Origin of the sequence: Niallia sp. FSL M8-0099 (genome assembly GCF_038006945.1) — a bacterium.
In the GTDB taxonomy this organism is placed as follows: domain Bacteria; phylum Bacillota; class Bacilli; order Bacillales; family Cytobacillaceae; genus Niallia; species Niallia circulans.
The window spans coordinates 1-12,790 of the sequence record NZ_JBBOWF010000004.1; the positions used below are offsets into that span (position 1 = coordinate 1).

14 protein-coding genes and 1 other annotated feature are annotated in these 12,790 nt (G+C 36.0%); of the genes, 1 reads left to right on the top strand and 13 read right to left on the bottom strand.

Features of this window, described 5'->3' with window-relative positions:
• The coding region (gene safA, locus NSQ92_RS25480; RefSeq protein ID WP_341153318.1) for a SafA/ExsA family spore coat assembly protein at positions 1-1,154 on the bottom strand (1,154 nt) is incomplete at its 3' end.
• A 384-nt stretch (positions 1,155-1,538) separates the two neighbouring features.
• Between safA and NSQ92_RS25485 the strand changes: the two genes are divergently transcribed.
• Positions 1,539-2,081, top strand: a complete 543-nt coding sequence (locus NSQ92_RS25485) for a transcription repressor NadR (RefSeq protein WP_047943611.1) — start codon at positions 1,539-1,541, stop codon at positions 2,079-2,081.
• A 74-nt stretch (positions 2,082-2,155) separates the two neighbouring features.
• Here the strand turns inward: NSQ92_RS25485 and pheA are convergent, their stop codons facing one another.
• From pheA to minC, 12 genes are all read right to left on the bottom strand, one after another.
• On the bottom strand, positions 2,156-3,007 hold the full coding sequence (gene pheA, locus NSQ92_RS25490; protein ID WP_061801222.1) for a prephenate dehydratase: 852 nt from the start codon (positions 3,005-3,007) through the stop codon (positions 2,156-2,158).
• 115 nt (positions 3,008-3,122) lie between these two features.
• On the bottom strand, positions 3,123-3,578 hold the full coding sequence (locus NSQ92_RS25495) for an ACT domain-containing protein (RefSeq protein ID WP_047943609.1): 456 nt from the start codon (positions 3,576-3,578) through the stop codon (positions 3,123-3,125).
• A 179-nt stretch (positions 3,579-3,757) separates the two neighbouring features.
• A complete protein-coding gene (obgE, locus tag NSQ92_RS25500) occupies positions 3,758-5,047 on the bottom strand; it encodes a GTPase ObgE (RefSeq protein WP_047943608.1) in 1,290 nt (429 codons plus the stop codon).
• A 191-nt stretch (positions 5,048-5,238) separates the two neighbouring features.
• On the bottom strand, positions 5,239-5,787 hold the full coding sequence (locus NSQ92_RS25505; protein WP_061801224.1) for a Spo0B C-terminal domain-containing protein: 549 nt from the start codon (positions 5,785-5,787) through the stop codon (positions 5,239-5,241).
• Between the two features lie 489 nt (positions 5,788-6,276).
• Positions 6,277-6,567 (bottom strand): 50S ribosomal protein L27, encoded by a 291-nt coding sequence (gene rpmA, locus NSQ92_RS25510; protein WP_016201696.1) that lies wholly within the window; start codon positions 6,565-6,567, stop codon positions 6,277-6,279.
• A 17-nt stretch (positions 6,568-6,584) separates the two neighbouring features.
• Positions 6,585-6,917, bottom strand: coding sequence for a ribosomal-processing cysteine protease Prp (locus tag NSQ92_RS25515; protein WP_061801225.1), 333 nt, complete (start codon positions 6,915-6,917; stop codon positions 6,585-6,587).
• A gap of 12 nt (positions 6,918-6,929) precedes the next feature.
• The gene (gene rplU, locus NSQ92_RS25520; protein WP_016201698.1) at positions 6,930-7,238 is read right to left on the bottom strand and encodes a 50S ribosomal protein L21; all 309 of its coding nucleotides are present in this window, start codon (positions 7,236-7,238) and stop codon (positions 6,930-6,932) included.
• Between the two features lie 15 nt (positions 7,239-7,253).
• Positions 7,254-7,334 (bottom strand) — a sequence feature (ribosomal protein L21 leader region).
• A gap of 79 nt (positions 7,335-7,413) precedes the next feature.
• On the bottom strand, positions 7,414-8,847 hold the full coding sequence (locus NSQ92_RS25525; protein WP_095258097.1) for an Rne/Rng family ribonuclease: 1,434 nt from the start codon (positions 8,845-8,847) through the stop codon (positions 7,414-7,416).
• Between the two features lie 146 nt (positions 8,848-8,993).
• Positions 8,994-9,860 (bottom strand): site-2 protease family protein, encoded by an 867-nt coding sequence (locus tag NSQ92_RS25530; protein WP_144580348.1) that lies wholly within the window; start codon positions 9,858-9,860, stop codon positions 8,994-8,996.
• The gene (locus tag NSQ92_RS25535) at positions 9,853-10,623 is read right to left on the bottom strand and encodes a M23 family metallopeptidase (protein WP_047943603.1); all 771 of its coding nucleotides are present in this window, start codon (positions 10,621-10,623) and stop codon (positions 9,853-9,855) included. Before NSQ92_RS25535 ends, NSQ92_RS25530 begins: the two co-directional genes overlap by 8 nt.
• Positions 10,624-10,872: 249 nt before the next feature.
• Positions 10,873-11,676 carry a septum site-determining protein MinD gene (minD, locus tag NSQ92_RS25540; protein WP_047943602.1) on the bottom strand — a complete coding sequence of 268 codons (804 nt, stop codon included), beginning with the start codon at positions 11,674-11,676 and terminating at the stop codon, positions 10,873-10,875.
• A gap of 1 nt (position 11,677) precedes the next feature.
• On the bottom strand, positions 11,678-12,355 hold the full coding sequence (gene minC / locus NSQ92_RS25545; protein ID WP_047943601.1) for a septum site-determining protein MinC: 678 nt from the start codon (positions 12,353-12,355) through the stop codon (positions 11,678-11,680).
• Positions 12,356-12,790 lie beyond the last annotated feature (435 nt).

The window sequence follows — 12,790 nt, forward strand, 5'->3', positions numbered from 1 at the left end:
CCTCCGCCCATTGGATGGCCTCCCATTTCTGGTCCGAATCCTTGCGGCATTCCTCCCATTCCTGGATTAAATCCTCCGCCCATTGGATAGCCTCCCATTTCCGGACTAAATCCTTGCGGCATTCCTCCCATTCCAGAAACGGCTCCTTGCATCATTCCCTCTACTTGAAAATTGCTTGCTGGAGGGAATGATGGACCACCACAACCACAATCCTCTTTAACAGGAAGTGTAATGGTCGGATGAACTGCTGTGTGGGTAGGGGCATTTGCTTTATGCGCTGCACCTGCTACATGGGAAAAAGGTTCTTCTACTTTATGATGAAGATTCTCCTTAGGCAGCTGACTATACTGAACCCATGGTTTTTGATTATTTTGCTGTGGTGCATGATTAACATGGGAAGGTGTCTGATTGATAAAAGCAGAATAGGACGAAGAAGACTCTTCCCAATGGTGTTTTTCTGTATATTCTACTCCAGGAAATGTTGGATAAACTTGGGATGCTATTTGTTCAACCGGAACTCCTTCTGGCGGGCAAACCCCTGGAGGAAAACCGCTTCCTGGCATCATTGGCGATACTTCATAACAATAAGGCTGATAAGGGACAATTGGTGGACATACATCTTTTTGAATTGGTTCTTGATTTGGCAAAACTGGTGCAAGTTTTGGTGGTACAGGTTTTGTCGGTGCTGGTTTTACTGGTGCCGGCTTTACTGGTGCCGGTTTCACTGGTGCTGGTTTTTCTTTCATTTCGACATCAATATCTACATCAACATTAGTCATATTCATGGAATAATAATTCGTAACATCAATTTCCGGAATGATTGGAGTAGGCATTTTTGGTGTAAAAGGTTTCTCCTTTGGTACTTCTTTTTTAGGTATTTCTTTTTTTGGTGTTTCTTTTACTGGCATTTCTTTTTTCGGTGCTTCTTTCACAATTGGTTCCATTGTAATCGGCATTTCTTTTTTTGTTCCCATTTGAGGAGCTTCTTTCTTTATACTTCCTCCTAAAGTAGGAACTTTAATTTTCATGCCAGGCATAATCATATCTGTATTAGTCAATTGGGAATTTAACGACTTTAACTCTTCGAAATTCACCCCATATTTTTTGGCAATTTCCCAAAGAGTATCCCCTTTCTGAACAATATGGATCTTCACTATAGATTCCCTCCTATGCATATGTCCATATAGTCTATGTTCACACGGCAAAATGGTTATCATTCTATTCAAAAATCTATGCGTTTTTTTTTAAAATATGTGTTCTAGTCGTACAAAGATTGCTCAGATCTTTGTCCTTCTTTTCGCCAATTAATTATATTCGTTTCCTATGAAAAATAATTTGGTTTATTCATTTAGATATTCTTTTGGTAAAATAGAATGAAGGAAAAATAAATACTGAGTTCTGCCTTTCAAGCAAAACAGGGAGCTGCCACTATTTTTCAAATAAATACCAATAAATTTGTGTTAGTGACTTTACCGAAGATAGCAGATAAAAAAAGGTAATTTTTTAATCAGAGTAACTGCAACAAAAGGAGAGATTGGATGACTGAATCAAAAAAAATGCTTGGTGAAGAAAGAAGGGCTTATATTCTTACTTTACTAAAAGAGAAAAATCGACCTTATACTGGCAGTGAACTTTCAAAATTGACAAATGTTAGTAGACAAATAATTGTTGGAGATATTACACTGCTAAAGGCGAAAAACGAACCAATTTTGGCAACTAGTCAAGGCTATTTATATTTACAAGAATCAAAACCGATGCTCTACGAAAGAATTATTGCGTGTAATCATCCACCAGAAAAAACGGAGGAAGAGTTAAATATCCTTGTTGATAATGGAGTAACGGTTAAGGATGTCACAATTGAACATCCAGTATACGGCGATTTGACGGCTTCTATCCTCGTCTCTAATCGAAAAGAAGTGAAACAATTTATGAAGAAAATTAAGCATACAAATGCTGCTTATTTATCTGAATTAACGGCAGGTATTCATCTGCATACCATTACCGCACCATCCCTTGATACATTACTAGAGGCAGAAGAAGCTTTACGAAAGGCAGATTTTTTAATGGAAGAAGAAGCTTAAGGTAAATCACAAAAATCACTAAGACTTTAATCGTCATTAGTGATTTTTTTGCATTCTTCGTATAGTGGTTCTATCTATTCCGTCATGTAATAAGGATAACTCCCCAGTATCTTTACTTCACAGCCTATTGCCTCTAATTCTGCAATAGCGCCTGGTATTAATACGTCATCCATTTTTCTATCTAAGTCAATAAGAAAGAAATAATTCCCTAATCCAGTTTTTGTTGGCCTTGATTCAATTTTCACTAAGTTTAGTTTTCTCCATGCAAAGGCAGACAATACTTGATGGAGAGCACCAGAACGATCGGCAGGCAAAGTGACCATAAGACTTGTTTTATGACCAACCAGATGACTTGTTGCTGCTGAATAATGTACAGGATTTTTCGATAAAATAAGAAAACGGGTATGATTATTCATTGAATCATGAATATTATGTTTTACAATCTTCAGACCATATTCTTCAGCTGTTAGCAAATTTCCAATAGCTGCCCCGTTGATATGCGGATTTTCTTTAACAAACTGTGCTGCTGCTGCTGTTGACGTCATATACTCACAAGCAATCCCGTTTAATTCTGTATGTAGAAACTTATGGCATTGAGCAATTGCATGGGAATGACTATAGACTACTTCAATTTCTCTCCATTTGTCTTCCCGGAATGGATGAACCATTATATGTTGTTTTATCGGAACCGTCACTTCCCCATGAATAGGTAAAAATACTTCATGGATTAAATAATCTAATGTAATGTTGACCGATCCTTCTAATGTGTTCTCAACCGGAACTAAAGCAACATCCACTTTATCTTCCATCACAGCATCGAGGCAATTGGGAATGGTTAGAAAAGGAACGGATTCCACCCCAGGAAATTGCTGATTTACCGCCATATTTGTAAATGTTGCTTTTGGACCTAAGTAGCCTACTTTCACTTCTTTCTCCTCCAAAAAAATTATTTATTCTGAATTTAACCTTTATAAAAAGAAGATTGACTGAAAAAGCCATCTTCCTAATAACAACAGGATTTCCTTATAAATAAATGACTTTTTATGCGCCCGTACTCAGAACGTCCACTTTCTCCACAAATTCAAGCATACGCAATCGCTCTAACAACATATCAATGGATATTTCCATTTCTGCGGTATTTAACGACAGTGTTACATTGGCTCTTCCTTGCAGTGGAATCGTTTGATGAATTGTCAGTACATTGCATCCAGCAGAAGCAACAACACTTAGCAATTTAGATAAGGTTCCCGATCGATCTTCAATATAAAAGAATAACGTAATCAATCTTTCTTTCACTATTGTGTGGAAAGGAAAGATGGTATCACGATATTTATAAAATGCACTTCGGCTTAAATCTACCTTTTTTACTGCCTCATGGACAGACTCTGCTTTTCCTCTTTCTAAGAGCTCTTTGGCATCTAAGGTTTTGCGCATTGCCTCTGACAGTACATCTTCTCTTACTATAAAAAATTTATGATCTATTTTACTTTGTTTCATCTGCTCACCCCTATAAGGTATAACGGATACTAATTATGTATATAGAAATAACTCTGGTTTAACAACTAGACTTTTTCGAATTAGTCATTATTTTCTATTTCGTATGAAAAACTGCCCTCTCGTATTATTCAGCTTTGACGAGAGGGAAGATCTTTCATCTTTTTTTAAACCATGTTTTCTTAGTCAATGAATTCAAATTCATATTCCATTAACTTTACAGTATCTCCATCTTTAGCGCCTCGCTGACGTAATGCTTCATCGATGCCCATGCCGCGCATTTGACGAGAGAATCTGCGAACAGACTCATCACGGGAGAAATCTGTCATCTTAAATAGTTTTTCAATACCTTCACCTGAAAGAACAAAGCTGCCATCTGGATCTCTTGTAATATAGAATTGACGCTCATCTACTTCATGTTTATAAACAACGCGGTGAATACCTGCTTCCTCTTCTACTTCCTCTAATGGGAACTCAGGAGTATTCTCTAATTTATCCGCAATCGCAAAAAGAAGTTCACGCAGACCTGATCTAGTTAAAGCGGACACTGGGAAAATTGGATAGTCCTCCTCCAATTTTTCTTTAAATACTTTTAGGTTTTCTTCTGCATCTGGCATGTCCATTTTATTAGCAACAATAATTTGCGGTCTTTCTAATAAACGCATATTGTATTCCTGCAGCTCGTTATTAATCGTAACATAGTCCTCATATGGGTCTCTGCCTTCAATAGCAGCCATATCAATCACATGGACAATAACTCTTGTACGTTCAATGTGACGAAGAAACTGATGACCTAATCCGATACCCGAATGTGCTCCTTCAATTAGCCCTGGCAAATCAGCCATAACAAAACTTCTATTATCTTCCGTTTCCACCATTCCTAAATTAGGGGCGATTGTTGTAAAATGATAGTCAGCTATTTTAGGTTTCGCAGCAGATACAACAGACAGTAAGGTAGATTTACCAACACTCGGAAATCCTACTAAACCAACATCTGCTAATACCTTTAACTCCAGAGTAACATCTCTTTCCTGACCTGGTTCCCCATTTTCCGATAATTCTGGGGCAGGGTTAGATGGACTTGCAAAACGAGAATTTCCTCTTCCTCCACGGCCGCCACGTGCAATTACAGCTTGTTGGCCATGCTCAGTTAAATCTGCAATAACTTCCTTTGTATTCGCATCGGCAACGATTGTACCCGGCGGAACCTTGACAATCATATCTTTTGCATTGCGACCGTGCTGATTTTTTGACATCCCATGCTCTCCACGTGGTGCTTTGAAATGTCGTTGATATCGGAAATCCATTAAAGTACGCAGACCTTCTTCTACTTGGAATATTACGTCTGCACCTTTTCCTCCATCTCCACCAGCTGGGCCACCTTTTGGGACAAACTTTTCTCGGCGAAAAGCTACCATACCATTTCCGCCATCTCCGCCCTTCACATAAATCTTAACCTGATCCACAAACATAAATTTATTTCCTCCTATTAAGAAAAACATAAGCAGCTTATTTGTCTAATAGTGAACAAGGATTAATCCTTATGAAAGGAGGGTTGCTCTCCTCACTAGAAGGACCAATTATTTTATTCCTACAAACATTTGCAGCTATTTTTTCTAAAAATCACAATTTCCTTTTATGCTATTCAAACAAGTCCTTCTTATTATTTACCTGTTTGCTCTCTATCCATCCAAACTTCAAATAGGAGCTCGTCCTTGCTCATTTCAATATTTTCCAATTTCAAATAAGAAAAAGGTTGATGAAGAAATTGAAACATGGATTCACTATCTAGCAGCTCTCCGTTAAAATCAACATACAAACGAAATCCTTCCACCATTGAATGAATGGAAATGTATAGATGATTATCTGCAAAGGGTTTGCTATATTGATTTAACGTTTGAAAAAATAAGGTTGTCCATTCGGTAAGTATTTCATCTTCTGTCCCGCGACATTTTTCTTCGGCCAACACTTCATATTCCAATCGAAAATAATAATTTTCCCAGTTTGCAATTAATAATTTTGTAGCAAATTGTGGAATATTTAGATTAGATAACTTAGCTTCTTGTTTTGTCTCTGTAATAATATCATTAATAATTTCTTTTACTCGATCCGGTTTATTTAAATCCAAATTTCCTTTTATCAATTGAATTTTATTTAGCCAATCATGGCGAACATGTCTTAAAAACTCTATCGTATTCCAGTCTTTATTCATTCTTGTACTCCTACAAAGGTTATTAAGTCTTAGAAGACTGTTTTAAGTAAGTATAACAAAAAATGAATCATCAATGAACAAAAACGATATCTCCATCACGGTAGCCACTAAATTATATCCACTTGAACTTTAGGTTTTCATAATGAATAAGGACAAAAAATTCCCGTTTCCTAAAAGGTCTATCCAATTTATACACCCAGTTATTTTGGATTGATTTGATAAAGAAATGTTGAAAGCGAAGTGTATGAAGACTGTGGTCATAACAAACTATATACATAAGAGGCAACCTTTATTCTTGATTGCATACGAAAAAGCAATTGATTTCTCTCTTTTTTCAACACTTAGACAAAAAGCCCCTCCTGCTTTTTGTCTAAGTGTTGAAATCATCCTTCACCTAATCTGGTCACAACATACATCTTAATCAAAAAATTTATCCCTTAACAAACAGATAGGCTGACCCTAAACGAGCCAGCCTATCTGATCATTATCTTATGCTTCTTGTGCTACTGGGTATACGCTAACTTGTTTGCGATCACGACCAAGACGCTCAAATTTAACGATTCCGTCAACTTTTGCGAATAGTGTATCATCGCCACCACGACCAACGTTTACTCCTGGATAGATTTTTGTACCGCGTTGACGGTAAAGAATGCTTCCACCAGTTACTAATTGACCATCTGCACGTTTAGCTCCTAAACGTTTAGAAATGGAGTCACGTCCGTTTTTAGTAGAACCTACCCCTTTTTTAGATGCAAAAAACTGAAGATCTAATCTTAACATTTCGTTCCACCTCCTATTTAATTATAAGTGATAGTTACGTATTTTCCATAGTCTCGTTCAATTGTTTCTAAAGAAACAATCATTCCCTCTAAAAGAAGTTGAATTTTATCTCTTGTCTCTCCCGGAACATTTCCAGGAATCGTACAAGAAATAAAACCTCCATCTTTTCCTTGCTTTATAATGGGTGTAATACCAGTAAGAGAAATAACAGCATTAATGCTTCCAAAAGAAACAGCTGATACTCCAGCACACACTATATCATCCCCACTATTCGCAAAAAGAGCATGACCACTTATCGTAAAGGAATGAATGAGACCATCATTCGATTTGTTAATCGTAATCTCGATCATACAAATTCAACCTTAAGCGTTGATCTTTTCGATAACAACTTTAGTGTAAGGTTGACGATGACCTTGTTTTTTATGATAATTTTTCTTCGCTTTGTATTTGAAAACGATGATTTTCTTTTGACGGCCTTGTTTTTCAACTTTAGCTGTAACAGTAGCTCCTTCAACAACTGGACTTCCTACTTTTACATTTTCTCCGCCAACGAAAAGAACTTTATCAAAAGTAACAGTGTCACCAGCTTCACCGTTTAATTTCTCGATGTAGATAGCTTGACCTTCTTCAACTTTGATTTGTTTTCCGCCTGTTTCAATAATTGCGTACATTAAACTGCACCTCCTTAATAGACTAAGACTCGCCAATGACAGGCGTTTTGCAAAAGCAAAAGCTTCATTACCTGCTATGTGCGGTTGTAGAGCACGGGTGCTACAAACAACATTAAAATACTAACATGTTTAAAAGATACTGTCAATCATATTCTATTATTAGCTTTATGGTGAATCATTTAACCATTCGAATAAAATAGTCTGGCTTTGGAAACTCAGCTATTTCCATTTTAATCATAAAGCCTAATACTTCCTCTAATCGTTTTTTATGATTATTTCCTCCACCCATAAATAGAGCATAGACATCTTGTGAGACGATAACTTCCACAAGTTCCATATCCTTATTGCGATATTCCCATAGCTCTCTTTCTAATTGAAAGGCCATACTACTTGCGCTTTTCACCAAGCCTGTGCCTTCGCAAATTACACACTTACTTTGCAGTGTTTCGGATAAGGATTTCATTGTTTTCTTTCGAGTGAGCTGTAATATCCCTAGTGAAGTAAATCCAATTACTTTCGATTGTCTATTATCTGACTGCAATTCCTTCTCTAGGATATCCATCACTTTCTTTTCTTCCTCGCTCTTCATATCAATAAAATCAATTAATATAATACCAGAAAGGTCTCTTAATTTAATTTGCCTTGCAGCTTCCTTTGCAGCAAGCATATTTGTTTGAAAGACCGTTTGCTCTAACTGATGTTTCCCTTCATATTTACCTGTATTTACGTCAATAATAGTTGCAGCCTCTGCCTGATCGACTATCAGATAGCTGCCATTTGGGAGCCAGACAACTCTTTTCAAAGCTTTATCTATTTCCCTTTCAACATGGTAATAAGAAAATAAATCTTCACTACCTTGATAAAACGAAACAGTTAAATGGGGGTACATTGCTTGCCAATTTTTCCGCTCTTCTAGACTATCGACAATGATTTCTCCCTCTTTCATTTGCTTAAAGAGAATATTCAACTGTTTAGTAAATTCATCATTTTCATGGACAAGCATTATTTTCTTTTGTCTAGCTTTTTGTTCCAATCCTTTATATTCCTGCCGTAATGCTTCGAGCTCCAACCTTAATGTTTCTTCTGAACAATTAGCTGCCGTTGTGCGAAAGATTATGCCTTCGTTGTCTGTTTTTATATGACTCCCTATATTTCTTAACTCTTTTTGCGCAGTATGAGAATGAATCTTTTTAGAGACCGCCACATATCGACCATAAGGCATATACACTAAATGCTCTCCGCTAATTTCAATTATCCCCGTTATTTTAGCACCCTTTGGCCCCGCAGCATCTTTTATTACTTGAACTAATATTCGTTCTCCTTGTTTTATATAAGAGGAGACACTTATCTTTTTTTTCTCTTCTAAAGTTCCCTCACTCCGCACAAATGAAATCATTTTCTCTCTCGGCAAATAGGCTCCTTTGCCTTCCCCAATTTCTACAAATGCAGCATTCATTCCGGGAATTACCTTTGTCACTTGTCCCAAATAAATATTTCCAACAGTTGTTTTATATTGCGGCTGCTGGACATATATTTTTTCTACTTTCCCATCTATTAGATAAGCAAATCTATTTTCTCTAGTTTTTATATTAACGATTACTTGATTCAATATCATACATCCTCTTTTTCTGGTTATCTTATTATTGTAGCTTAGATGAAATGTTTTAGTAAACTTAAGGACCTATTCTTGGACAAATTTCAAGTATGCTCTAACTAAAGAGCTATCGTCAGTAATCACCGTTTTCTCTATGTATCCTATAAGACGCAAAGTATTTCTTTTATTTTCGCCGTTACGTTCTTTTCTTTAAAATAAACATGTAATAGCTCATTCTCATCCAGAATCGCATTGTCTTTCCGCGTGGATCTTACAATAATTGGATGTTTACACCCTCGATGAAATCGTTCTAATACATCCAATACCGAATCGTCTTCTTGGACTTCTAGGGGAAGTAACTTTCTTAATTCATTCGATTTTCCATAATATCGTTCCAGTAAAAATCGCATAAACAAAAACCTTCTTTGCTTCCATTCATAATAAATAGAAAAAACTAAAAAACTAATAATAATCCATGCATTTACATTCTGCGGCATCATAATAAGAACCATTAACAGAAAGATTAAGGTTCCAATAATAGAAAAATAAAGTGTATATTTATGAGATTTTGGAAAGGGATTTTTCAAGGAAAATAAAAGAAACATTAATTTGCCACCGTCCAATGGCCAAATTGGAAGTAAATTAAAGAAAAGAATCATAAAATTATATTGGATAAAGGTTTGATACAAAGATTCTGTGAAAATCCCCCACTGCCATAAAAGAAATCCTAATCCAACCAGCCAAATATGCTGGATCGGTCCAGATATAATAACGATTGCCTCTTCTCGCAAAGGGCGATTTCCGTGTTCATCCATTTCCGCTACTCCGCCAAAGGGTAATAAAGATATTTTCTTTATTCTCCACGAAAAAAATGCGGCAGCAAACGCATGACCTAATTCATGAATAAAAATAATCATAAACAATAGGCATAATTCATAAAAATGGGCAGTCATTACCCCAATAGCAATGACAACCCATAATAGTGGATGAATATGAAGATACTTAAAAACACTAAAAAGCCTATTCAATTTCCATCACCTGTAGAGGATCGATAAAATCATCATTTTGCTTAATCGCAAAAAAGAATAGACCTAATGTTTCATCTCCTTCATATCTTGAAGCGTTTCCTACTTTTGTTCCTTTTTTTATATTTTCATATAACTTTACATCCACTTCTTCTAAGTTGCCATACCATGATTCACTCTGATCACTATGCTTTATAACGACTGTTTTTCCAAAGCCTTCTTTCTCGCCAATAAAGGTAATTTGTCCCTCATTAAAAGATTGTACTGTTGTATCTACTCCAGTTTCTATCGCAATCCGTTGTCCGTTTTTCTGAAATTCTTCTAATACCTTACCAGAAGCAGATAAAGCGTATTGCTGCAATCGCTCTGTATCTTGTTCTTTTCCTTTTTGTTCTGGTAAAAAAGCTAATGGTTTTCCGAATTTCTCTTCATACCAATCTGCAACAACCATAAAATTAAATTCTGTCGACATTGCTTGTCTAATCGTATTTTCGACTTTTCCTAATCTTGTGGACGGATGGTCTACAATGATGGCAACAGCAAGAAAAAGAATAGCCGCTCCTAAAATTTTCAACATAAATAAATCTTTTCGAAATAAAGGGTGAATTTTAGGAGGGTAATTTTCCTCTTTTGATGAAAATGTATAGTCGAAGGTATCTTCTTCATCAGACCAAAGTACTCGGTTATCAATATTCTTTTCTATTCTCGCTCGTTCTTTTCTTCTTCTTTCGATTTTTTTTCTAACCTCATCATTTCTTGACCCCATATACTCCTCTCCCCTTACATACTTGTCCTCTTTACCCTATATTTATGTTAAGGAGCTATAAGTTATGCCACTAATAAAAGGGGAATAAAAGAATGGTACTGATTTAAAAAACCCTGTAAAGAAATAAATTGATTACGCATGAATCAATTTATCTCTTTACAGGGCCAGCTATTACGATTATCGCTTATCAACAGATAGTTGTTTCGCAACCGACTTATTTAAACATGTATAAATTTACTATCTTTATATTTATTTAGCACCAAAGAACGTCTTAATTTTTGCAAACACGCCTTTGGATTCTTCTTCTAATTGCTGCAAAGGAACCGTTTCTCCTAAAATTCTTCTTGCGATATTTCGGTAGGCAATCGCAGATTTACTATTTGGGTTTAAAGCAATCGGCTCCCCGTTGTTAGAAGCTCTTATAACCGCATCATCATCTGCAACAATTCCTAATAAATCAATGGAGAGATGGCTGGTTACTTCATCAACATCTAACATATCACCATTTTTCACCATATGATTTCTAATTCTATTGATAACAAGCATTGGAGGTTCCATCTGCTCTTCTTTTTCCAATAATCCAATTACTCTATCAGCATCTCTAACAGAAGATACTTCAGGAGTCGTAACCACAATGGCTTTATCCGCGCCAGCGACTGCATTTTGATACCCCTGTTCAATTCCTGCAGGACAATCAATGATGATATAATCATAATCTTGCTTTAAGCGGAGAACTAATTCTCTCATTTGATTTGGTCGTACAGCCGTTTTATCACTTGTTTGCGCAGCAGGTAATAAATATAATAGATCATCAAAACGTTTATCTTTCACAAGCGCTTGATGAATTTTACATCTTTCCTCCACCACATCTACTAAATCATAAATGATACGATTTTCTAATCCCATCACGACATCAAGATTTCGCAAGCCAATATCTGTATCTATTAAACAAACTTTTTTCCCTTGTAACGCAAGTGCTGTTCCAATGTTTGCAGAAGTGGTCGTTTTTCCAACTCCACCTTTACCTGATGTTATAACAATTGCTTCTCCCATCTTAATATCCTCCTTCCAATTTCAGCAAATTCGGTCTTAAATGTGGTAGTACTTGTAATCTATCAATCTTAATGACATTGTCATTCACATACGCACATTCCATTTCTCTTGTTTTTTCAGATAAGGTATTTCCAACCTCTCTCTCAATAAAACGACTAATCCGAATTTGTGTCGGTTTCATAACGGATGCAGCAATGACCGCGTCATCCTTCCCATTATATCCAGCATGAGCTATTCCTTTTAACTGTCCCATAATATAGATGTTGCCGCCGGCGATTACCTTTCCACCTGGATTCACATCTCCAATTAATAATAAATCACCGGGCACCTCTAAAACTTGACCAGAGCGCACAATACTGGTTATCGATTTTAATTCATTTTGTTTTAGCCAGTTCTCCGCTTCTTTCTTTGTCACTAAATTACTATTAATCGATTGAACAGTTAGGTTTTGTTTTTCCTGAATGAGATGAACAATGGTTTCTTTTTGTTCATCTGTTACATATCTATTTCCAAGCTCTACTGTCACTTTTATGTCTCGATTTTCATTATGTAGACTGGAGCTCTCATTCAATTTATACTGTAATTCCTTTAGTAAATCCTCGTACGAACAATTATCATATAGATGCAAACCCAGCCCATTTTTTGTTCCTTTAATTGTTACTAGTTGCCTTTTTTTCATTTCAAGTTGTTCACCTCTGTAAGAAAAGCGTAAGCGTCTCTTTATCCTGCACGGACCTATAGACATAATACATCTATTTTATCAAACAATACTAATAGTCTATCGTTCCTTAGATATAAGACGCAAATGCTCGGATATCGTTATACTTATAAATCTCACTTTGCATAAAAAAGCGCAAACATCCTTATCAAATAAAGAAGGGTTATCGATTCTAAATAAGTATCATGCTGCCTATTAGATGATACTTGTCTCCTAATCGATCCAACAATTTCATTTGATAGATGGTTGGCACTTTAACTTAAAGCATTTACTGCTTTTCATAAATGCTGTTTCAACATGCAAAAATAATGTTTTACTTCTCCGTTCACTTTTTAAACAAGTGTCTTTCATCAACACTATGATATAAGAGTAAGGACTTTAGACCTTTATTTCTAA